At 63.8% G+C, this 20255-nt stretch carries 22 protein-coding genes and 1 tRNA gene; 9 read left to right on the top strand and 14 right to left on the bottom strand.

Annotated elements, in window-relative coordinates:
* Nucleotides 1–69: 69 nt before the first annotated feature.
* Nucleotides 70–306, top strand: coding sequence for a type II toxin-antitoxin system ParD family antitoxin (locus tag P24_RS05845; RefSeq protein ID WP_008943774.1), 237 nt, complete (start codon nucleotides 70–72; stop codon nucleotides 304–306).
* Entirely contained in the window at nucleotides 306–608 is a 303-nt protein-coding gene (locus P24_RS05840) for a type II toxin-antitoxin system RelE/ParE family toxin (RefSeq protein WP_008943773.1), read from the top strand. The genes P24_RS05845 and P24_RS05840 overlap by 1 nt, the downstream gene beginning before the upstream one ends.
* Here P24_RS05840 and rfbA read toward each other — a convergent pair.
* From rfbA to speD, 8 genes are all read right to left on the bottom strand, one after another.
* Nucleotides 605–1471, bottom strand: coding sequence for a glucose-1-phosphate thymidylyltransferase RfbA (gene rfbA, locus P24_RS05835; protein ID WP_008943772.1), 867 nt, complete (start codon nucleotides 1469–1471; stop codon nucleotides 605–607). The genes P24_RS05840 and rfbA overlap by 4 nt on opposite strands.
* Nucleotides 1468–1782: a type II toxin-antitoxin system RelE/ParE family toxin gene (locus P24_RS05830; protein WP_008943771.1), complete on the bottom strand. Its 315-nt coding sequence runs from the start codon at nucleotides 1780–1782 to the stop codon at nucleotides 1468–1470. The genes rfbA and P24_RS05830 overlap by 4 nt, the downstream gene beginning before the upstream one ends.
* Nucleotides 1782–2030, bottom strand: coding sequence for a type II toxin-antitoxin system ParD family antitoxin (locus P24_RS05825; protein ID WP_008943770.1), 249 nt, complete (start codon nucleotides 2028–2030; stop codon nucleotides 1782–1784). The genes P24_RS05830 and P24_RS05825 overlap by 1 nt, the downstream gene beginning before the upstream one ends.
* A 50-nt stretch (nucleotides 2031–2080) precedes the next feature.
* A complete protein-coding gene (rfbD, locus tag P24_RS05820; RefSeq protein WP_008943769.1) occupies nucleotides 2081–2962 on the bottom strand; it encodes a dTDP-4-dehydrorhamnose reductase in 882 nt (293 codons plus the stop codon).
* Nucleotides 2962–4035 (bottom strand): dTDP-glucose 4,6-dehydratase, encoded by a 1074-nt coding sequence (gene rfbB / locus P24_RS05815; protein WP_008943768.1) that lies wholly within the window; start codon nucleotides 4033–4035, stop codon nucleotides 2962–2964. Before rfbB ends, rfbD begins: the two co-directional genes overlap by 1 nt.
* On the bottom strand, nucleotides 4032–4598 hold the full coding sequence (gene rfbC, locus P24_RS05810) for a dTDP-4-dehydrorhamnose 3,5-epimerase (RefSeq protein ID WP_040706773.1): 567 nt from the start codon (nucleotides 4596–4598) through the stop codon (nucleotides 4032–4034). The genes rfbB and rfbC overlap by 4 nt, the downstream gene beginning before the upstream one ends.
* A 289-nt stretch (nucleotides 4599–4887) precedes the next feature.
* Nucleotides 4888–5760, bottom strand: coding sequence for a polyamine aminopropyltransferase (gene speE / locus P24_RS05805; protein WP_008943766.1), 873 nt, complete (start codon nucleotides 5758–5760; stop codon nucleotides 4888–4890).
* Nucleotides 5757–6206 carry an adenosylmethionine decarboxylase gene (gene speD, locus P24_RS05800; protein WP_408962315.1) on the bottom strand — a complete coding sequence of 150 codons (450 nt, stop codon included), beginning with the start codon at nucleotides 6204–6206 and terminating at the stop codon, nucleotides 5757–5759. The genes speE and speD overlap by 4 nt, the downstream gene beginning before the upstream one ends.
* A gap of 256 nt (nucleotides 6207–6462) precedes the next feature.
* Between speD and P24_RS19095 the strand changes: the two genes are divergently transcribed.
* Nucleotides 6463–6906 (top strand): GNAT family N-acetyltransferase, encoded by a 444-nt coding sequence (locus P24_RS19095; RefSeq protein WP_008943764.1) that lies wholly within the window; start codon nucleotides 6463–6465, stop codon nucleotides 6904–6906.
* A gap of 74 nt (nucleotides 6907–6980) precedes the next feature.
* Here the strand turns inward: P24_RS19095 and P24_RS05790 are convergent, their stop codons facing one another.
* Entirely contained in the window at nucleotides 6981–7553 is a 573-nt protein-coding gene (locus P24_RS05790; protein WP_008943763.1) for a DJ-1/PfpI family protein, read from the bottom strand.
* A 266-nt stretch (nucleotides 7554–7819) separates the two neighbouring features.
* Nucleotides 7820–8737, bottom strand: coding sequence for an SMP-30/gluconolactonase/LRE family protein (locus P24_RS05785; protein WP_008943762.1), 918 nt, complete (start codon nucleotides 8735–8737; stop codon nucleotides 7820–7822).
* 140 nt (nucleotides 8738–8877) lie between these two features.
* Between P24_RS05785 and P24_RS05780 the strand changes: the two genes are divergently transcribed.
* The 3 genes from P24_RS05780 (at nucleotide 8878) to P24_RS05770 (ending at nucleotide 13363) form a co-directional block, all read left to right on the top strand.
* Entirely contained in the window at nucleotides 8878–9903 is a 1026-nt protein-coding gene (locus P24_RS05780) for a DUF6635 family protein (protein WP_156816193.1), read from the top strand.
* A gap of 46 nt (nucleotides 9904–9949) precedes the next feature.
* Nucleotides 9950–12316: a Lon protease family protein gene (locus tag P24_RS05775; protein WP_008943760.1), complete on the top strand. Its 2367-nt coding sequence runs from the start codon at nucleotides 9950–9952 to the stop codon at nucleotides 12314–12316.
* A gap of 204 nt (nucleotides 12317–12520) precedes the next feature.
* Nucleotides 12521–13363 carry a PRC-barrel domain-containing protein gene (locus tag P24_RS05770; RefSeq protein ID WP_008943759.1) on the top strand — a complete coding sequence of 281 codons (843 nt, stop codon included), beginning with the start codon at nucleotides 12521–12523 and terminating at the stop codon, nucleotides 13361–13363.
* A gap of 116 nt (nucleotides 13364–13479) precedes the next feature.
* Here P24_RS05770 and P24_RS05765 read toward each other — a convergent pair whose 3' ends face one another.
* The 3 genes from P24_RS05765 to P24_RS05755 all read right to left on the bottom strand — a co-directional run bounded on the left by P24_RS05765 (nucleotide 13480) and on the right by P24_RS05755 (nucleotide 17163).
* Nucleotides 13480–15636 carry a TonB-dependent siderophore receptor gene (locus P24_RS05765; RefSeq protein ID WP_083859573.1) on the bottom strand — a complete coding sequence of 719 codons (2157 nt, stop codon included), beginning with the start codon at nucleotides 15634–15636 and terminating at the stop codon, nucleotides 13480–13482.
* Nucleotides 15637–15986: 350 nt separating this feature from the next.
* Nucleotides 15987–16060: transfer RNA gene (locus P24_RS05760), tRNA-Gly, on the bottom strand.
* A gap of 53 nt (nucleotides 16061–16113) precedes the next feature.
* Nucleotides 16114–17163 carry a class I SAM-dependent methyltransferase gene (locus P24_RS05755; protein WP_083859571.1) on the bottom strand — a complete coding sequence of 350 codons (1050 nt, stop codon included), beginning with the start codon at nucleotides 17161–17163 and terminating at the stop codon, nucleotides 16114–16116.
* A 155-nt stretch (nucleotides 17164–17318) separates the two neighbouring features.
* Here P24_RS05755 and rlmN point away from each other — a divergent pair, with 155 nt between their 5' ends.
* The 3 genes from rlmN to P24_RS05740 are packed head-to-tail and all read left to right on the top strand — an operon-like array spanning nucleotide 17319 to nucleotide 19023.
* The gene (rlmN, locus tag P24_RS05750) at nucleotides 17319–18470 is read left to right on the top strand and encodes a 23S rRNA (adenine(2503)-C(2))-methyltransferase RlmN (RefSeq protein WP_008943756.1); all 1152 of its coding nucleotides are present in this window, start codon (nucleotides 17319–17321) and stop codon (nucleotides 18468–18470) included.
* 14 nt (nucleotides 18471–18484) lie between these two features.
* Entirely contained in the window at nucleotides 18485–18688 is a 204-nt protein-coding gene (locus tag P24_RS05745) for a hypothetical protein (RefSeq protein WP_008943755.1), read from the top strand.
* A gap of 11 nt (nucleotides 18689–18699) precedes the next feature.
* Nucleotides 18700–19023: a DUF805 domain-containing protein gene (locus P24_RS05740; protein ID WP_083859585.1), complete on the top strand. Its 324-nt coding sequence runs from the start codon at nucleotides 18700–18702 to the stop codon at nucleotides 19021–19023.
* Here the strand turns inward: P24_RS05740 and P24_RS05735 are convergent.
* The gene (locus P24_RS05735) at nucleotides 19020–20180 is read right to left on the bottom strand and encodes an iron-containing alcohol dehydrogenase (protein ID WP_008943753.1); all 1161 of its coding nucleotides are present in this window, start codon (nucleotides 20178–20180) and stop codon (nucleotides 19020–19022) included. The genes P24_RS05740 and P24_RS05735 overlap by 4 nt on opposite strands.
* Nucleotides 20181–20255: the final 75 nt, after the last annotated feature.

The raw sequence follows: 20255 nt of genomic DNA, 5'->3' as shown, positions 1-20255 counted from the left end.
CGTTTGCATCCTATCGGAAAATTAGCATATGATCGTTATGTCAAATATTGACATAACGGGAGAGAGCGCATGACCACCAATGTCAGCCTGACGCAGGAGCTGGAGGATTTCACCCGGCACTGCGTCGATAGCGGCCGGTTTGGCAGCGTCAGCGAGGTCGTCCGCCATGCGCTGCGGCTGATGCAGGAACAGGAAGGGCGCAAGGCCGCCTTCCTGTCCGCCCTGAAGGAGGCGCGGGCCGGCGAGGCACGGGAACTCGATCTGGTCCTACGCCAGGCCGATACCATCATCGACGGAAGACGCTGATGATGGAGGCCTGCTTCACCCCGGCCGCAGCGCGGGATGTCCGCGCCGCCATCGCCAATATCGCCGACGAGAGCCCGGCCACGGCGCGCGCCTTGCGCAACAGCATCAAGACCGCAGGGCGTCGCATCGGCACCGATCCGGACTCAGGCCTTGAAAGCCCGACGCTGGCCGACCCCCCGATCCGCTTCCTGATCCTGACCGGCTTTTCCTATGTGCTGGTCTATGATGCGGCGGCCAGCCCGGCGCTGATCCTGCGCATGCTGCATGGCGCCAGCGACCTGCCGGAACTGTTCGTCGTCTAGTCGGTCAACACCCGCAGCAGATATTCGCCATAACCGCTCTTCGCCAGCGGCTGCGCCAACCGTTCCAGCTGAGCCGCATCGATGAAGCCGAGGCGGTAGGCGATTTCTTCCGGACAGGCAATCTTCAGGCTCTGGCGCGCTTCGACCGTGCGCACGAACTCACCGGCCTGGATCAGGGAATCGTGGGTGCCGGTATCCAGCCAGGCGAAACCCCGGCCCATCTGCTCGACATTCAGATCGCCGCGTTCCAGATAGACGCGGTTCACATCGGTGATCTCCAGCTCGCCGCGCGCCGACGGCCTGATCGACCTGGCGATCTCCACCACGTCATTGTCGTAGAAATAAAGGCCCGTGACCGCCCAGCGCGAGCGCGGCTGCTTCGGCTTCTCCTCGATGGTCAGCGCCTTATTGTCGGCGTCAAACTCGACCACACCATAGCGTTCCGGGTCGCTGACCAGATAGGCAAAAACCGTCGCCCCGCTGTCGCGCGCGGCGGCACGGCGCAACCGGTCGGTCAGCCCGTCGCCGTAGAAAATGTTGTCCCCCAGCACCAGCGCGCAGGCATCGCCGCCGATGAAGTCCTCGCCCAGGATGAAAGCCTGCGCCAGCCCGTCCGGCGAGGGCTGCACGACATAGGAGAGGTTCAACCCCCATTGCGACCCGTCGCCGAGCTGTGCCTGGAACAGCGGCTGGTCCTGCGGCGTGGTGATGATGAGGATGTCCCGGATGCCGGCCAGCATCAGCGCCGACAGCGGGTAATAGATCATCGGCTTGTCATAGACCGGCAGCAGCTGCTTGGAGACGGTCTGGGTCAGAGGATAGAGCCGGGTGCCCGACCCGCCGGCCAGAATGATGCCCTTCATGATTTTTCTTCTTCCTCTGCCGGTTCGATCCGGCGTTGAACATCCATGGCGTGGTGCAGGATACGGATAATCTCCACCGCATCCGATGCCAGCCGATAGAAAACGACATGACGGCCTGCCGTCAAACTGCGGGTTCCGGGCCGGATATCCTCACGCACCGGACCTAGTTCGGGATTCTCCAGCAAGGCCTTCAGCCGCTCCTTGATCTGCCCGAGATAGCGCTGCCGGGCCGCCTTGCCCCATCGCTGTTCGGTATAGCGCGCGATTTCATCAATGTCGTGCGCGGCTTCGCGTGACAGGCGCAGCCGCATCAGCGTGCCGCGAAATAGGCATCCAGCGTATCTGCGTCGTCCAGGGCAACAAAACGGCCCGCTTCCAGATCAGCCTCACCTTTTGCAATTTCCTCGCGCAGCCGGTCCAGCTTCAGGCGTCGGACCTCATCCTGCTGCTGCATCAGGCGCAGCGCCTCGCGAATAACCTCGCTGGCATTGTTGTACAGCCCGCTTTCGACCTTCTCGCGGACCATGGTTTCAAGCTTTGCGGTCAAAGACACATGCATGGCACGCCCTCCTTCACTTCGATAAAGCATGAGAGTGGCTACAAACTTTGTCAAAGCCTGGATGAGGCCAGTATCTCCCGCAGCACTTCTTGCAGTGCTGTGCGCCAGTTCCGGCGGGGTGGCGCGAAGGCCGCCATCACCTTGCTGCAGTCCAGCGCGGAATTGGCCGGGCGCTGCGCCGGTGTCGGATAGGCGCTGGTCGGGATCGCCTCGACCGTCGGGCGCTTGCCCAGCGCCGGCTGTGCCAGATCGAAGATCGCCTCGGCGAAGCCGTGCCAGCTGGTCACGTCCTCGGCGGTGTAGTGATAGGTGCCATAGGCGGTGGAGCCGGCCAGCAGCTTCCGGGAAATCGCCAGGATCGCCGCCGCGATATCGCCGGCCGCCGTCGGTGCGCCATGCTGGTCGGCAACCACGCGCAGGGCTTCGCGCTCCGTGCCCAGGCGCAGCATGGTCTTCACGAAATTGCGGCCGTGCGCGGCATAGACCCAGCTGGTGCGCAGGATGACATGGCGCTCCAGCTCCTTGCGGACGGCGCGCTCGCCCAGCTCCTTGCTGGCGCCATACACGCCGAGCGGTGCGACCGGGTCGCTCTCGACATAGGCGTCCGCCTTGCTGCCATCGAACACATAGTCGGTGGAGACATGGATCATCGGGATGCCGGCTTCCCGGCAGGCGGCGGCCAGCAGGCCCGGCGCCTCGGCATTGATCTGGTAGGCGATGTCCGCCTCTTCCTCGGCCTTGTCCACGGCGGTGTAGGCGGCCGCATTCACCAGCAGGTCGGCGCCTGCGACAAGGCGCTGGATGGCGGCAGGATCGCGGATATCGGCTTCGGCACGGCTGAAGCCCTGGATCGTCCAGCCCGCCGGCAGGGGCAGCCGCAGCAGTTCCGTGCCAAGCTGGCCATTCGCACCGGTGACGACGATCCGCGCCATCAGCCGGCGCCCGAAGCCTGGCCGAGGCGCTGCCCCTGATAGGTGCCTTCCAGTACCGGCCGCCACCAGCCCTCATTGGCGAGGTACCAGTCCACCGTGCGGGCGAGGCCGCTTTCGAACGTCTCGGCCGGCGTCCAGCCCAGCTCGCGCTCGATCTTCGTGCAGTCGATGGCGTAGCGCTTGTCGTGGCCCGGCCGGTCGGCGACGAAGCTCTTCAAGCCATTATGCGGGCGATGCGTCGACTCCGGCAGCCGCGCGTCCAACAGCGCGCACAGCGCGTCCACTACCTCAAGGTTCGTGCGCTCGCACTTGCCGCCGATATTGTAGCTCTCGCCGACAGCACCCCGTTCCAGCACCAGGCGCAGGGCGGTCGCGTGATCCTCGACATAGAGCCAGTCGCGCACATTGTCGCCCTTGCCGTAGATCGGCAGCTTCTCGCCCCGCATCGCCTTCAAGATCATCAGCGGGATCAGCTTCTCGGGAAACTGGTAGGGGCCGTAATTGTTCGAGCAGTTGCTCATCACGACCGGCAGGCCATAGGTCTCGTGCCAGGCGCGCACCAGATGGTCCGCCGAGGCCTTGCTGGCGGAATAGGGCGAGTTCGGCTGATAGCGGGAGGTCTCGGTGAACAGCCCCTCCTTGCCCAGGCTGCCGAACACCTCGTCGGTGGAGACGTGGTGAAAACGGAAGGCCCGCTTGCCCGCCTCGTCCAGCCCGCGCCAGTGGGTCAGTGCCGCATCCAGCAGGCTGTAAGTGCCGACGATGTTGGTTTCGATGAAGGCGGCCGGCCCGTCGATGGACCGGTCCACATGGCTTTCGGCCGCCAGATGCATGATCGCAGTAGGCTTGTAGGCCGCGAAGATCCGCGCCATCGCCGCGCGGTCGCAGATATCCGCCTGCTCGAAGAGGTAATTGTTCGCGCCCGCGACCGGATCGAGCGAGGCAAGGTTGGCGGCGTAGGTCAGCTTGTCGATGTTGACGACACGCCACTTGCCCTCGGCGACGGCCTGCCGCACCACGGCGGACCCGATGAAACCGGCCCCGCCGGTAACCAGAAGCGTCGGCTGACTCATGCGGTCTCCATCGTGAAGGGGGCCGGAATATCGGCAAGGGCCGGCAGGGCGGCATCCTTGCCGGACAGGACCGGATCGCGGCCTTCCAGCGGCCAGTCAACCGCAATGGCCGGATCGTTCCAGGCGATGCCGCGATCATGCTCCGGCGCATAGGGCGCATCGACCTTGTACTGCACCTCGGTATCGGGCAGCAGCGTGACGAAGCCATGCGCGAAGCCCTTGGGCACATACATCTGCGCCCAGTTCTCCGCACTCAGCTCCGCCCCCACCCATTTGCCATAGGTGGGCGAGCCCGTGCGGATATCCACCGCCACATCGAAGATCGCGCCCCGGCTGACGCGCACCAGCTTGGCCTGCGCGAAAGGTGGAATCTGAAAATGCAGGCCGCGCAGCGTGCCCACGGTCGCCGACAGGGAATGATTGTCCTGCACGAAATCCGCCTCGATACCGGCCTCGGCAAAGGCGGCGCGGTTCCAGGTTTCGGAGAAGAAACCGCGATTATCGCCGAAGCGGCGGGGCGTGATCAGCTTCACATCCGGGATGTCCAGGCTGACGATTTCCATGCGAAGCGGCCCTTCCGGCTGGCGGTCGATCTTCATGCTCGGCGGCGGCTCATACCATGCTGAAACCGTCCCCGGCAAGCACCCACATATAGACAGATGATTGACTATTGTTTTTTGTCAGAAAATCACGCAACATACTTAAGCGTACACCGACGACGGGCGGTCCTGCCCGGCGGTCGACGCCAAGAGCCTCGCGGCATCGATCCCCTCTCGATGTCCCCCCTACCGCGCGGCGACAGGCATCGGCTTCCGGATGGGGCCGCCCGCTTCCGTTGCGGCCCCATCCGGTTCAGGCGTTTTCCGACTCCACCGCTTCCAGGATATCGACCAGGAATTGCGGGTGCGCGAAGGCGGCCTGGTGAATGGCCGGCGTGTAGTACCGCAGCTTCGTCCCCAGCCCGGCGAAGCGCCCGGCAAGGGTTTCGAGCGGCTGGCAGCGTAGCGTTTTATCGTCAGTGCCCCAGCCGAAGGCCATGAAGCCGCCGATATAGGCCGGCACCGGCGCCAGGAAGAAGCTGACATCCTGGAACAGCGTCCCCAGCCGGCGATAGGTGTTCTCCACTGCATAGCGCTCGAAGAACGGAATGCCGTTCTGGGTGACGATGATGCCGCCGGGCGTCAGGCAGCGTTTGCAGCCGGCGTAGAATTCCTGGGAGAACAGGATCTCGCCCGGCCCTACCGGATCGGTCGAATCGACGATGACGACATCGAACCGCTCGTCGGTTTCCTGAACATAGCGTGCGCCGTCGGCGATCAGCAGCTCCATCCGCGGGTCGTCATAGGCACCGCCGCTGATCGACGGCAGATGTTCGCGCGCGATATCGACCACCGTGCGGTCGATCTCCACCTGCACCAGCTTCTCCAGCGGATGCTTCAGCGCCTCTTCCGCCATGCCGCCATCACCGCCGCCGATGATCAGCACGCGCTTTGCCGCCCCATGCGCCAGGATTGGCACATGGGTCATCATCTCGTGATAGACGAACTCGTCAGCCTCCGTGGTCTGGACGATGCCGTCCAGCGCCATGACGCGGCCATAGAGCTGGTGCTCGAAGACGATGAGATCCTGATGCTCGGTCTTGTCGCGGTAGAGCTGCCTGTCAATCCGCAGCTTCTGGGCGAGGCTGGGACGCAGCCGCTCCTCCAGCCATTCCTCACGGCTCACAGGGTCAGCCCCCGGCGATGCTCGCCTAGCCCGACCTGCCCAGGCTCGAAGGCGCGGCGCAGCACCTTCAGCGTCTCATGAGGGCGTGCATCGCCGCACATGAACACGTCCAGCGCGGCATAGCCGCGTTCCGGCCAGGTGTGGATGCTGATATGCGATTCCGCCAGCACGGCAACGCCGGACACGCCGCCATTCGGCGTGAAATGATGCAGATGGATATGCAGCAGGGTCGCTCCGGCCGCCTCCACCGCCTCCTTCAGCGTTTCCTCGATATGGCCGATCTCGTCGAGACGCGAGGCATCCCACAGATCGATGATCAGATGCGTCCCGGCGAAGGCCACGCCATCGCGCACGACAAAATGGTCCTTGTCCGCATCGGTCTCCCCGACAACGGTATAAGGAACAGCAGTGGCCGTGTCGGCCATGACCGGGGTTTCGCTTGGCATGTCTTCCAAGTCCATCCCCGAGCGGATCAGCGCGCTTTTCGCCATTATCGCTCTCCTCCCAGCAGATGACCCAGATATCTGGAACAAGCCGGGCATATGGGAGAAGAGGGGCCGGAAAATCAAGAAAAAATGGCTGTTTTCCTTGTAAAATCATTGTTCTGCAAGAAACGAACAGAGACCGGCGCGACGGCGCAGCTTTCGACCCCCTAAAACCGCTGCTAGGTTATAGGGCCATCACCGCAACAGGCGTCAGATCATGCCAGCGACACACCGCCCGCTTGCCGACGACGATGTGGAGATCATCGCCAATATCCACCGCGAGGCCTGCCTGACCGCCTATGCCTTCATGGGCTGGAACTACAGCTGGCAGGAATGCCGCGACTGGTATGAAGGCAAGCTGCCGGACTGGGAGTGGGGACTTGTCGCGCTGATGGATGGGAAGGCTGCCGGTTTCGCCGCCGGCATGGGCACGCATCTCGACCAGCTGTTCGTGCACCCGCTGCATCAGCGCAAGGGCATCGGCAGCGGCCTGCTGCGCGCTGCCCTCGCCCGCACGCCGCCCATCGAGACGCTGAATGTCTTTGCCGAGAATGCAGGCGCGCGGCGCCTTTACGAACGGTTCGGGTTCCGTGAGGCCGGGACCGTACCGGGTGGCGAGGGCGTTACGCTGGAGCTGCTGTACCGGCGGCAGCTGGCCTGACCCCGGTCCTGACAAAGAAAAACGCCGGCCCCGTTTCCGGGACCGGCGCCAAGATATCGGCCGATAAGCCGGCGTTACGCCGCTTCGTCGGTCAGCGTCGCCGCGTACTCAGTCACATTGGCCATCAGCGCATCCAGCGCGGCGCCGATCTGCGCGTCGCCCTTTGCGGTGACCAGCATGCCATCGACCACGATATCTTCCTCGCTCCAGTTGGCGCCGGCCTTCTCGGCGGCTTCCTTGGTGCTGTCCTCGCCGGTCACGGTGCGGCCGGCCAGTTCCTCGGTGATCGCCAGCAGGGAGATCGCGTCGCCGAAGGCCACAACCGGCTGGTTGCCCTTCAGGAAGGCCTTCGCAATGCGCTTGGCATGCGGATCATCCAGCAGCTTGGCGATGCTGCGCGCGCCGCCCGGAATCAGCAGCGCATCATAGTCGATGGCCAGAGTCTGGGTCAGGTCGGCATCGATCGGGAAGAAGTGGCCCCAGGAATTGTCGTGCCAGCCATTCACCAGCCCGTTCTCACGCGACACGATACGGGTCTGCGCGCCCGACGCGATGAGCGCCTTCTGGGCGTCCGTCATCTGAACTTCCTCGAAACCGCTGGCGACGAGGATGGCGATCTTGCGGCCGGCAAGGCTGGTATCGGTCATATGGAACTCCTTCTGGTTATACGCCGCGCCCTTCGCAGAGAAAAACAGCCGGTCCGGGCAGTCGAAAGGACTGCCGTGCAGAACCCTGCTTGCGGTCTGGCTCGCCATATGGGGACAGGAAAACCGGCCCGATAATGGGCCTCTGTCATCTGCGGCGAGAATGCGCGGGGATTGAACTCGCGCTTTACATAAAGTGAAACCGTGACGCTTTCAAGACTGGTGGGTCGAATAATCTGCGACGATCTGTCGCGTTTACCCGGCTACCGTCAGCTTTGGCCATAAAGGCGCTGTCCGGCGAGCGGCAAACGGGTGCCCAGCACACAGCCGGTATCGGATTCCACGATGTGCAGGGTCTGGCCGTCTGGGCCGCCAAAGGCGAGGTTGGTGGTCAGCAATCCGCGGCAGCTGCGCACCCGGTACATCGGCTCGCCCAGCCGGTTGAACAGCCACACGCTGCCCAGCCCGACATGGCACACGGCCAGCTCGTCGCCGCTGCCCATCGCCAGCCCATCCGGCCCGGTGCCGCCGGACAGCTGCACGAACATCCCGACCTTCGAGGTGCCGCCGGTGGCATGCAGCGGCAGCCGCCAGACCGCATTCGCCCGCGTCACCCCGACGAACAGCTGGGTTTCCGCCGCGTTCAGCACCAGCCCGTTCGGGCTGGGCACGGTATCGATCAGGCACTCCAGCCGTCCATCCGCCGTCCGCCGGAACACGCGGCCCGTCGGATCATGCAGGCCGGTCTGGCCCTGGTCGGTGAAATAGAGGTCGCCGTTCGAGGCGAAGACAAGGTCGTTGCAGCCCTTCAGCCCCTCGGAATGGACATGGCCAACGATGGTTTCCATCGCGCCGCTCTCCGGGTCCAGCTTCAGGATGCCGTGCCGGTAATCGGCGATCCAGATGCTGCCGTCCTTGTGAATTTTCAGCCCGTTCGGCCAGCCGTCATACTGCTTCACCAGCGTCCAGTCGCCGGCGGGCGAGACGCGGAAGATGCGCCCGAACGGGATATCCACCAGATAGAGGTTGCCGGCGTGGTCGAAGGACGGGCCTTCCAGGAAACAGTCCGCCGCCTCGCCGCCCTTGTTGAAGACCGACCAGTCGGTGCGGCGCTTGTCGCGGAATTCGTCCGGCAGCCGGAACAGCACCTCGGTCTGCACATCCTGCGGCGGCGCGTAAAGGCTCATCACTTCCCCTCCCCTGATCGATGCCGGGCTATTAAGCGGGGCGACGGCATAGCGCACAAGCCTGCGGGGCGCATGGCTGCCTGCTCCGGCTCATGGTGGCTCTGGCGAAAACCGGCCTGCTGCCCCATCTATCAGACAGCATGACCGAAAGTCTCGACCCTCTCACGGCACTGCCCGCCGCCGCACCTGCCCTGCCGCTCGCCTTCGACCGTGAGGGGGCGGGCCGGCTGGTCGATACCGCCATCGCCCGCTACTGTGATAGCCGAAGGGCGGCCGTGCCCGACTTTGTGGACCGGCATTTCGGCTTTGCCGGTGCCTGGAAACTGCATCGCCGGGCGCTCGGCTGGGACATGCTGCGGGCACCGGCCAATCTGGCGATGGGCCTGCCGGCGGTCGGCGTAAAGGCCGCCGCCGCCACGGCGCAGCGTCTCGGCCGGCGGGAAACGGCGGAGTGGCTGAACAGCCGCCGGCTGTTTCTCGAAACCGATGTCGGCCGGGAATTGTCCTGGCTGCTCTACACTGACCTTCTTCAGCTGCCCTACAACCAGCCGGGCCGGGAGAATCCGCGTGACGCGCTGGGCGAAACGCTGATGACCGACCCGCGAATCGTCGCCGCCTTCCGCCTGCCGCTTATGGAGCTGGCCCGCCATGCCGACGATCCGGCCTTCCGGCAGCGGCTGGAGCAGGCGCTGGCCACCTATATGGGCAGCCGCACGGCGGCCGCCGACATCACCACCTCGCTCTTCGCGGTTGGGGCCGGTGCCGTCGGCATAAAGGGATTCACGCCAGGCATGCTGTCGCTCGGCCCTGCCGTCGCCAATTTGATGGCGCAGAAGGCCGCCGCCTCCGCCGGGCCGGTCGCCGGGCTGCTGGGCGGGCTGTGGTATGGTCAGGCCGCCGCCTCGCCGCTGCTGGTCGCGGGCGTGACCGGCGGACTGCTGGGAGCCGGCGCCATCATGGCCGCCTTTGCCGGGGTCGTGACCGACCCGGTGCAGCGCCGGCTGGGCCTGCACCAGCGCCGGCTGGTACGACTGGTCGATCATCTGGAGGCCACACTGCGCGGCGAGTCGGACAAGGCCTATGAAATCCGCGACCTCTATGTCGCCCGGCTGCTCGATCTTGCGGATCTGGTACGCACGGCGCACAGGCTGACAAGCGGCGGCTGAGCCGGCAAGATCGGCGCCGACGCCCGAAACAAGGAGTCCACCCGCCGTGCCAGCCCCCAAGCCTGAAGCCCTCAAGAAGCTGACCGCCGCCGAGGTGGCCCTTCCCAGCTTTGCCCCGGTGGCGGAAGCAGGCGCCGACAGCACCGTCTTCGATTTCACCAGCCACCGGCGCGCCCGGGAAGCGCTGGAATTCGCGCTGGGCATCGAGGATCTGGGCTACAACGTCTTCGTGCTGGGCGAGGAGCGCAGCGGCCGCATGACCGCCACGCTGCGCTATCTGGAACAGGCGATGCAGACGCGCCCCGCCCCCAGCGACTGGGTGATCCTGAACAATTTCCGCCATCCGCATCAGCCGCTGCCCTTCCGCCTGCCAGTGGGCACCGGCCGGCATTTCCGCAGCCGCATGGAAGCGCTGGTCGGTGAGGTGACGGAGGCGCTGAAGCGCGCCTTCACCGGCGAGGACTATCAGCGGCAGGTGCGCAGCCGGCAGGAAAAGTTGCAGGAGGAGATCAACGCCCGGCTGGAGGAGGTGCAGAAACGCGCCCGCGCCGCCGGGCTGGAGATCGTGCGCACGGAAACCGGCCTCACCGTCATGGTGCCGCCGCCCGAGGATAAGGATGGCGACGGCAAGCCGGATACGGCCCCGCAGCCGCACTCGCCGGAGACCGAGGCAACCGCCAAGCGCCTTCTGGAAGAGCTGGCGGAGATCAACCGTTGGGCCGGCCAGCGGCAGATGGAGCTGGTCGGCTGGATCAGGGAGCTGAACCAGCGCATTGCCGACCATGCCATCGCCGGGCCGGTCGACAGCGTGCTCGCAGAATTCGGCCAGATTCCGCAGCTCGGGCGCTGGCTCACCGAAATGCGTGCCGACATGACCGAACAGCTGGGCGCCTTCCAGATGGCGATGGAGGGCGAGAGCAAGCCCGGCGTGATGCCGCCGGCACAGCGCTATGCCGTGAACCTGTTCGTCGATCACGGCACCGAGACCCACCCGAAGGTCGTGCTGGAACCCAACCCGACCTACGAGAACCTGTTCGGCCGGATCGAATACCGCCAGGCCGCCGGCTCGCTGGAGACCGACTTCACGCTGATCCGGCCGGGCGCCCTGCATCAGGCCAATGATGGCGGCGTGCTGGTGGTGCGCGCCGAGGCCCTGGCCCGCGACCCCGCCGCCTGGACCTTCCTGAAGGGGGCACTGCGCGACCGGTCGATCCAGATCGAGGAACGCTACCGCGCCGGCAGCGTGCCGATTGCCGGCGCGCCCCGGCCCGAACCGATCCCGCTGGACCTGAAGCTCGTCATTGTCGGCTCCCCCTTCTGGTATTACTCGGTCTTTTCCGGCGACCCGGAATTCCAGGCCTATGTGAAGGTGAAGGCCGATATCGATCCGGACATGGAGGCCACAGCCGGGAATATCGCCTGCTACGCCGGCCTGCTGCGCGACATGATGCGGCAGTTCGACGGCGTGACCCTGTCGCCGGACGCGGTGGACAGGCTGCTGGGCGAGGCCGCGCGCGAAGCCGGCCACCGCCGCAAGCTGACGGCGCGCTTCGAGCTGATCGACGATATTCTGGTGGAGGCCGTCCGGCAGCTGCCCGCTGCCCGGCGCAAGGGCGCCGTGCTGGGCCATGAGGCGGTGGAAGCCGCCATCGCCGCACGCCATCGCCGTAACGCCCGGGTCGAGGACCGTTTGCAGGAAGCGGTCACCGACGGCACGGTGATGATCGATGTGCGCGGCAGGGTCGTGGGCCAGATCAACGCGCTGGTGGTGCGCGATCTCGGCGACCACGCCTTCGGCATGCCGGCCCGCGTCTCGGCCCGTGCCTCGGCCGGCCGGGAGGGTGTCACCAACATCGAACGCGATGTCGATCTCGGCGGGCCGATCCAGCAGAAGGGCGTCATGGTGCTGCAAGGCTTCCTTGCCGGCAGCTTCGCGCGCGACATTCCGCTGTCCTTCACCTGCTCCATCACCTTCGAGCAGAGCTATGGCGGGGTGGAGGGCGACAGCGCCTCGATGGCGGAACTGATCGCCATCCTCTCCGACCTTGCCGACATCCCGGTGCGCCAGGATCTTGCCATCACCGGCTCCGTGAACCAGCACGGCAAGACGCAGGCCATCGGCGGCGCGTATCACAAGGTCGAGGGTTTCTTCCGCACCTGCGTTGAGAATGGCGGGCTGACCGGCGATCAGGGCGTCGTGCTGCCGCGCAGCAACGAACAGAATCTGGTGCTCGACCCCGCCGTGACCGCCGCCATCGCGGAAGGGCGCTTCCATTTGTGGAGCGTGGACAGCATCGAGGAGGCAGCAGAGCTGTTCCTCGATACCGGCTGGAACGAGATACGCAGGCGGGTCGAGACGCGCCTGCGCGCCTTCAACGGCGTCCTCACCGAGGCGCGGCATAAAGGTATCTGATTAAACCCTTCAATAAATTAAGGAAATTTGTCCGTTTCTCCCGCCTTTTCGCCCAATTGGGCATTCTGGCGGCAACCGGAACCGGCCCGGCAAGGCGGGCGTTCTCCTCACAAGTGTCCGGCAAGCGCATCGAACGCAGCGCACCGGACAAACCGTCGGTGGCCCCGCATCCGCGGGGACCGATACAACACAGAGGAGACAGTCATGCGTAAGCATCTGATTGCCACCGTTTCCGCCATCGCCCTTGCCGCGCCCCTGATGGCCGCGCCCGCTCTGGCGACGGACATGAACAAGACCGAAACCAAGGCCGAGACCGGCACCAGCACCAGCATGTCTGGCAGCGCCGGCGCCAAGACCGAAACCGACACCACGGTCGGCCAGGATGTGGACCGGGCCATGGACAAGGCCGGCAAGGAGATCAGCGACGCCTATGACAGCACCGTCAAGGCCGGCAAGGAGCTGGTCGATGGCGATCCGGAGTTCAGCAACAAGATCGTCGGCAAGACCGTCCGCACCACCGATGGCACCTCCATCGGCACGGTGAAAGACGTGGTTGCCGGCGCCGGCGCCACCCAGGTGCAGCAGGTCGTGATCGGTACCGGCGGTGTGCTGGGCCTGGGCGAGAAGAATGTCGCCGTCCCGGCTGACCAGATCCGCTATGACAGCGCGGAGAAGAACGTCGTCGTCTCGATGACCGAGGCCGAGTTCGAGACCCTGGCCAACGCCTCCCCGGGCCGCGGCGAGGCCACCACGGCGGACGCCCAGGCCGGTTTCTCGGCTGACATGGCGGCCATCGTCGGCAAGCCGGTCCATTCGCAGGACGGCAAGGAAATCGGCGAGGTGAAGGACGTCGTGCTGGGCCAGGATGGCAAGCAGATCGACCAGATCGTGATCGGGTCGGGCGGCGTGCTGGGCCTGGGCGAGAAGGAGATCGCCGTGAAGCCGATGCAGCTGCGCGTGAATGCGGAGCAGAAGGCCGTCGTCCTGGCGATGACCGAGGCGCAGTTCAAGCAGGCGCTGGAGGCGGATACCAAGGTCATCCGCTAACCGGCCCTAACGCCGAAAGCTACGTCTAAAAAAGCGACGCCGCCCGGGCAACCGGGCGGCGTTTGCCTGTTCAGGGGTCAGCAACCCAGACTCCCAAACCCAACCTCCCACAGGCATCAAAACCTGTAGTTGGCCCTCACCATGACCTTGCGTGGATCGCCCGCATAGATCTTCACGTCGTTCGACCCACCAAAGAAGTATGTCTCGTCGAACAGGTTATCGACGATCAGCGACAATTTCAGATTGTCGAGCTCATAGTAAAAATTGAGATCGGTTACATGATAGCCTGCCAGACGAACCCGATTGGACTCATCCTCGTCTGTATATCGGGTCGATTCGTAGTGCCACCCAACCCCCATGCCGACCAGGCCTCCGAGGACCTCTTCCGGGTAGTTATATCGGGCAAGCAATGATGCCGTATGCGCCGGCGAGAAGCCCGGCACATTGCCGCGCGCCTCGTCATTGGTGGTTTCGGCAACCTTCGCATCCGTATAGGCGTAGGAGGCCTGGAACTGCCAGTTCAGGGACGGCTGATATTGCACCGTTACCTCGGCCCCCCGGCTCTCGACACTTCCGATAAGGGCGCTGGCGCCATCGACCGTCTCGGAGACATTCTCCTTAACGAGGTCGAAAACGGCAAAGTTCGTGTTCAGCTTGCCGTTCAACAGGCTCAGTTTCAGACCGACCTCATACTGCGTGCCGCTTTCAGGGTCCAACTGCCGGTTATTCTCATCGAAAGTCGGAACGGCCTGCATATTGAAAGACTGCGACAGGCTGGTATAGACCGCAGCCTGCTCGGTGAGCTGATAGGTGATACCGGCATTATAGGCCGTTGTGTTTACCGAGACCGATTCATGAGCCGTCTCGTCGCTGTCCACATAGCGCAGATTATAGTCACCCGATTGCGTGTCGTAGCGGCCGCCGACAAGCAGGCTCAGCTTGTCGGTCAGGAAAATCTGGTCCTGTGCATAGACGCCGAAATTATACAGGTCCCAGTTCCGGTATGAACCGGGGATGGTCTCAAGCACATCGCCTGTGTAGACCGGGTTCATCTGGTCGAGATTGGCGCCAAGCGCGCCGAAGGCGAGACGGTCATATTGACGGTATTCGTACCCGCCGCCCATGCCGACGATGAGGTTTTGCCGGAAGAGAGCATCGAAATCGAATGTCAGGTTGGCGTCGCCGAAATGGTATTCCCGCTCATTGTACTGATGCCGGTTGCGCCGCCGTAGCGTGCCATCCGGCCGTACCGAGTTACTCTCATAAAGCTTGCGCTCGTCGGTGTGCCAGACACTGCGCCATTTGAGGTTCAGCTTCGTGTCCTTGGCGAGTTCGTCGCGGTAGTTGAGGATCAGCGACAGTCCCTCATCATTATCGATATCGCCCGGCTCCTGATAATAGGTCGTCAGGTCGGCGCGCTGATTGATGTCGCGGTTCAGCACGAACAGCCCATCGTCCGCAGCGCGCTCGTCCTTGGCATATTCGAGCTGGAAATCCAGGCGCCTTTTGTCATCGGGGACCCAGGACAAGGACGGGAACAGGTACGCCATCGTGTTGCCCTTGACATGGTCGCGATAGGAATCCTCGCGCTCATAGCCGGCAATCAAGCGATACAGCAATGTGCCGTCTGCGTTCGCCCGGCCGTTAAGGTCGAAAGACCCCGTATAGCTGGTATCGCCATATTCGGGGAACAGCTCTCCTGACAAGGTGATTTCACGGAATTCCTTATCCTCGGGCTTCTTGGTGATCATGTTGACCATCCCGCCCGGGTCCATCCATCCGTAGAGCACGGAGGCTGGCCCCTTCACGACTTCGACCCTTTCGATGTTCGCGGTCGTCGGAGAGCCAAAACGGCTGGTCAGCCCGGGAAGACCATCGACCTGAAGATTCTGCAGATCGACCGACTGTCCCCTGATCGTGAAGCTGTTCGCGGTGGTGCCGCTGCGCGAGAACCCCGGAATATAGGCAAAGACCTTCTCAAGCCGGTCCGCCTTCAGATCCTCGATGACCTGCTCGTTGAAAACATTGGTCGTATAGGGAATCAGGCTTTGATCGACATCGCCTTTCAGCGCAGTGCTGCTCTTCTGCTCGAAATAAGAGTCCAGTTCCGAGAAGACGGTAATCGGATTGAGCGCGTAATCGTACACCGCCGGCGTAGTCTTTGCCGGGGTTTCCCCTTTTTCAGCCTGCCTGGAACTGTCCTGCGCCAAAGCCTGCGTTGTGGCCGCGCTGAGCCACATGGCCCCGGCAACCAGCGCCTTCTTCATCCTCATCTGTGTCCCCTTAAATGACTCAATGACCCCAAAACGCCCGATAAAACGGGCCGGCCAGGCAGATCACCTCAAGGCGCCCCGACGCCCTCTCGTAGAGGTATCCGCAGCCGAAAGTCATAGAAACGATAATAAGAATGAGTTGCAATATTAAAATAGAACACACGATGAAATGGCTGGAACGCACCCACCGCAGGCAAGTGTGATGCCGGGAGTCGTCAGTCTTTCATGGGATTCTGCGTGGCAGCACGCCACAGACTACGGCAACAGGATCAAGCGGCCGGACAGATCCGTGCAAACACCGGATGCTTCTCATCACAGGATGAGAGACACACTTCATGTCAGGGAAAATCTGGAGCGGGTGAAGGGAATCGAACCCTCGTCGTCAGCTTGGGAAGCTGCTGCTCTACCATTGAGCTACACCCGCGATGCTCCTCCTTATAGGCGAAGCTTTCGCCCCCGGCAAGCCGGGGCTCCGCCTCACTTCACGAAGACAAAATAGCTGAACATACCCACAGGGTGGCGGTCTGCCACCGGCCCCATGGTCAATTCCAGATTCTCGAAAACCGCCTGATAGGGGTCGAGCTTGGCAGGGTCGATAGCGCACTGCCGGAAAATCTGGACCAGCCCCGCTTTAACAGCAGCGCCGTATCCCTTACCCACATGCGGCGATATGCAGTCGAAATCACTGAATCCGAGTTCCTTAGCCAAATGCCGCATGTCGGCAAGCGCAAACATGAATTTGTCTTCGATCTGCCGCAGCGCATCGCGGTCGCCTTCCATGTTTGCCCGCTTCTCCGCGCTTCGGCGCGCCACCACCTCCAGAATGGCCTGCTCCCTGCGCGTGAAGGCCGGAACCGGCCGCACCGTTTCCATCATCCTGATTGTACCGGCCGCAAGCGATATAAGGGCATTCGTATCCATTACCGGCTCGCCGAAAACAGCGATGCCGCCGGGCTTCAGGACACGATACGCTGCCGCAATCGCGCGCTCGAAATGCGCCAGATGATGGAGAATCGAGTGGCCGAAAACAAAATCGAAGCTGCCTGGCACAAACGGCAGCTCATTTGCATCAAGCAGATAGAAATGGACAGTGTTGCGGCAGCTCAGCATTTTTATCCGCTGGCACAGCAACCGCATGAACGCAGGCGAAAGGTCGGAACAGTGTATTTCCGCAAATTCGCTATGTTCCGCTAGTCCGCAGGTCAGGTTTCCCGATCCGGCACCGATCTCCAGCACCTTACCCGTTGCGGCCTTTCCCTTACCCGTAACGATGTCGCTATAAAGCCGGGCCAGAATACGGGCGCTGCCGTCGGTTACATGATGCGCGGCGTCATACTCCTCGACATCCAACAATGTGTCGAAACTGGCATCAAGGCGCAGGTCGAGCACGCCATCTTCTTCCCGGCACACATGCCCGCAGGACATACAGCTGTAGCCCCTGCCTGTAGCATCGTCCTGCTGCACCATCAGTGTGGCAGTGGCACAGGCCGGACAAACCAGAATGCCTCGATCAAGAACGTCACCCATCCAGACAGCCCTCAACAGCACTCATCGCCACACGTTGCCACCGGTCGAAAGTCTCTCACGGAGACCGCTATTTATCCAGCGGACCGGTGCCTATCATCCACCTATTGCCAAGCTTCCCGTTGCTTTGTCGGCAGAGGACGCTTATGTAACCGCCCATGTCCGCTGTACAGCCTCTGATCGATCAAATCTGGAAGCCGGAACCCGTCGTCCCGGCCGCCCCCGCAGCCGCGCGCCCGAACCTCGTCGGCATGGACCGCGCCGATATGGCCGCCGCCTTCGCCGCGATGGGCCTGCCCGCCTTCCGCATGAAGCAGGTGTGGAACTGGGTCTATCATCGCGGCGTCACCGATTTCGAGGCGATGACCAACATCGCCAAGGATCTGCGCGGGAAACTCGCCGAGCAATTCCGCATCGAGCGGCCGCAGGTGGTCACCGAGCAGAAATCCACTGACGGCACCATCAAATGGCTGTTGCGCTTCGAGGATGGCAACGAGGTCGAGACCGTCTTCATCCCCGAGGAGGATCGCGGCACGCTGTGCGTCTCCTCCCAGGTCGGCTGCACGCTGACCTGCAAGTTCTGCCACACCGGCACGCAGCGATGGGTGCGCAATCTGGGCGCCCCTGAAATCGTCGGCCAGGTGATGCTGGCGCGCGACAAGCTGGGCGAATGGCCGGCCAGCATGGAAGGGCGCAACTTCACCAACATCGTCATGATGGGGATGGGCGAACCGCTCTATAATTACGACAATGTCGCCAAGGCGCTGAAGATCATCATGGATGGCGAGGGGATCGCGCTGTCCCGGCGCAAGATCACCCTGTCCACCGCCGGTGTCGTGCCGGCCATGGCGAAATGCGGCGAGGAGCTGGGCGTGAACCTGGCCGTCTCGCTGCATGCGGTGACCGACGAGATCCGCGACGTCATCGTACCGCTGAACCGCAAATACAAGCTGGCCGAGCTGATCCAGGCCTGCCGCGATTATCCGGGTGCCTCGAACGCGCGGCGCATCACTTTCGAATACGTGATGCTGAAGGGCGTGAACGACAGCGACGAGGATGCGCACGCGCTGGTCAAGCTGCTGGAGGGTATTCCGGCGAAGATGAACCTCATCCCGTTCAACCCCTGGCCGGGGTCGCCCTTTGAGCGGTCCAGCAACACGCGGATCGACAAGTTCTCCAAGATCCTTATGGCGGCGGGCTATGCCTCGCCGGTGCGCACGACGCGCGGCGCGGATATCATGGCCGCCTGCGGGCAGCTGAAATCCGCCTCCGAAAAGCTGAAGAAGAGCCTGCGCACCGACGCATCCTGAGGGAGTATTCCGGCATGGGCATGTTCGGCTGGAACATCATCTTCGCGCTGCTGATCATCTACCCCATGTGGCGCATCTATGAGCGCACGGGCCTGAACCCGCTGTTCGCCCTGCTGGTCTTCGTGCCCGGCATTGGCTGGCTGCTGGCGCTGCTGCCGCTGGCCTTCATGGACTGGCCGAACAGGCCCCGGGCTTCCGAATCCCGGACCCGCGAATAATGATGGCCGGCATGGAGGTGATCCTGGTGCCCGCCGGCCTGCTGGGCCTGGCGGTATTCGCCGTCACCATCTGGGCATCGGTGCGCGTCCTGCACCGGATCGGCCATTCCGGCTGGTGGGTGCTGGCCAGCTTCGTGCCGGTGCTGAACATCGCGCTGATCTGGGCGCTGGCGCTGCAGCGCTGGCCCAACGACGGCGCGGAAAACAGCGCGGGCGCGAATAACCCAGGGCCGGACGAGCCCCTGTGGTCGCCCGAATCCCTGAAGAGCGCCGGAACCGGCCCTGCGGGCGGCAACACAGAGCCGCCGACCGCCCTGCCGCCCGCGAAAAGCTAGGCGTAAACCCGCTTGTAGAGATCGACGATCTCCGCCGCGTCGGGCACGCGCGGATTGTTGCCGGGCGAGCCGGAGGCGATGGCCTGGCTGGCCATGGTGTCCAGCAGTTCCATGTAGCGCCCCTCGTCGATGCCGTATTCCTTCGGCGTCGGCACCTTCAGATCCTCATTCAGCCGGCGCAGCGCATCCAGCAGCCTATTCACCGCCGACTGGTTGCCCTCATCCTCCGGCGCTATGCCCATGGCGCGCGCACAATCGGCGTAGCGGTCCAGCGCCGCCTCGGCGGAGAATTCCGTCACGGCGGGCAGCAGCATGGCGTTGGACAGGCCGTGCGGCACATGGAAGAAGGCGCCGATCGGGCGGCTCATGCCATGCACCAGCGCCACCGAGGCGTTGGAGAAGGCCAGGCCTGCCTGCGTCGCGCCCAGCATCATCTGCTCGCGCGCCTGCTCATTCTCCGGCTCGAAGCAGGCGGTGCGGATGTGGGTGTAGAGCCGCCGCATCGCGGTCAGCGCATAGACGTCCGACATCGGGTTGCGCTTCTTCGAGACATAGGCCTCGACCGCGTGGGTGATGCTGTCGATGCCGGTATCGGCGGTCAGCCGGAACGGCTTCTTCATCGTCAGCCTGTAATCGACCAGCGCCACCGTCGGCAGGCAGCCCAGCCCCATCACCAGCATCTTCTCGTCGGTTTCGGTGTCGGTGATGACGCAAAATTTCGTCACCTCCGAGCCGGTGCCCGCCGTGGTCGGGATGCAGATCAGCGGCACCGCCGCCTTGTCGGCGGCCTTCGGCACCTTATGGTCGCGCATCTTGCCGCCAAGCGCCGCCAGCGCGTTCATCGCCTTGGCGGTGTCCATCGGGCTGCCGCCACCGAAGGCGATCAGACAGTCGAAGGTGCCGAGGCGCAGCCGGCCCAGCCCGGCCTCCACCACATCCGTCGTCGGATCGGGCACGGTATCGGCGAAGACATCCCAGCGGATGCCGGCGGACTCCAGCGGGTCGGTCACATGCGCCAGCATGCCGGAAGCGCGCATGAACGGGTCGGTCACGATCAGCGGCCGGTGCACCCCCAGCTTGTGCATGACCAGCGCGACCTCCTTGGCGGCATCGCCACCGATCAGCATCATGCGGGGTGTCAGTATATGCGCGATCATGGCGTCCTCTCCCGGTTCGTTCTTTCTTTGCAGGATAAGGCGGTTTGCCGCGGATCGCCAAACGGTGCTTATCGG

The organism is Oceanibaculum indicum P24 (genome assembly GCF_000299935.1).
Lineage (GTDB): Bacteria > Pseudomonadota > Alphaproteobacteria > Oceanibaculales > Oceanibaculaceae > Oceanibaculum > Oceanibaculum indicum.
The sequence above is the reverse complement of the archived record's forward strand: the minus strand, read 5'-3'. Positions and strand labels throughout refer to the sequence as shown.

Excerpts from the sequence above, each read along its gene's own strand:
- P24_RS19095 (WP_008943764.1), top strand. The coding sequence starts at position 6,463 with ATGCCAGCGACACACCGCCCGCTTGCCGACGACGATGTGGAGATCATC.
- rfbC (WP_040706773.1), bottom strand. The coding sequence starts at position 4,598 with ATGGAAATCGTCAGCCTGGACATCCCGGATGTGAAGCTGATCACGCCC.
- P24_RS05770 (WP_008943759.1), top strand. The coding sequence starts at position 12,521 with ATGCGTAAGCATCTGATTGCCACCGTTTCCGCCATCGCCCTTGCCGCG.
- rfbA (WP_008943772.1), bottom strand. The coding sequence starts at position 1,471 with ATGAAGGGCATCATTCTGGCCGGCGGGTCGGGCACCCGGCTCTATCCT.
- P24_RS05745 (WP_008943755.1), top strand. The coding sequence starts at position 18,485 with ATGGGCATGTTCGGCTGGAACATCATCTTCGCGCTGCTGATCATCTAC.
- rfbD (WP_008943769.1), bottom strand. The coding sequence starts at position 2,962 with ATGGCGCGGATCGTCGTCACCGGTGCGAATGGCCAGCTTGGCACGGAA.
- P24_RS05790 (WP_008943763.1), bottom strand. The coding sequence starts at position 7,553 with ATGACCGATACCAGCCTTGCCGGCCGCAAGATCGCCATCCTCGTCGCC.
- rlmN (WP_008943756.1), top strand. The coding sequence starts at position 17,319 with ATGTCCGCTGTACAGCCTCTGATCGATCAAATCTGGAAGCCGGAACCC.
- P24_RS05845 (WP_008943774.1), top strand. The coding sequence starts at position 70 with ATGACCACCAATGTCAGCCTGACGCAGGAGCTGGAGGATTTCACCCGG.
- P24_RS05765 (WP_083859573.1), bottom strand. The coding sequence starts at position 15,636 with ATGAGGATGAAGAAGGCGCTGGTTGCCGGGGCCATGTGGCTCAGCGCG.
- P24_RS05785 (WP_008943762.1), bottom strand. The coding sequence starts at position 8,737 with ATGAGCCTTTACGCGCCGCCGCAGGATGTGCAGACCGAGGTGCTGTTC.
- rfbB (WP_008943768.1), bottom strand. The coding sequence starts at position 4,035 with ATGAGTCAGCCGACGCTTCTGGTTACCGGCGGGGCCGGTTTCATCGGG.
- P24_RS05840 (WP_008943773.1), top strand. The coding sequence starts at position 306 with ATGATGGAGGCCTGCTTCACCCCGGCCGCAGCGCGGGATGTCCGCGCC.
- P24_RS05825 (WP_008943770.1), bottom strand. The coding sequence starts at position 2,030 with ATGCATGTGTCTTTGACCGCAAAGCTTGAAACCATGGTCCGCGAGAAG.
- P24_RS05740 (WP_083859585.1), top strand. The coding sequence starts at position 18,700 with ATGGAGGTGATCCTGGTGCCCGCCGGCCTGCTGGGCCTGGCGGTATTC.
- P24_RS05830 (WP_008943771.1), bottom strand. The coding sequence starts at position 1,782 with ATGCGGCTGCGCCTGTCACGCGAAGCCGCGCACGACATTGATGAAATC.
- speD (WP_408962315.1), bottom strand. The coding sequence starts at position 6,206 with ATGCCAAGCGAAACCCCGGTCATGGCCGACACGGCCACTGCTGTTCCT.
- P24_RS05735 (WP_008943753.1), bottom strand. The coding sequence starts at position 20,180 with ATGATCGCGCATATACTGACACCCCGCATGATGCTGATCGGTGGCGAT.
- P24_RS05780 (WP_156816193.1), top strand. The coding sequence starts at position 8,878 with ATGACCGAAAGTCTCGACCCTCTCACGGCACTGCCCGCCGCCGCACCT.
- P24_RS05755 (WP_083859571.1), bottom strand. The coding sequence starts at position 17,163 with ATGGGTGACGTTCTTGATCGAGGCATTCTGGTTTGTCCGGCCTGTGCC.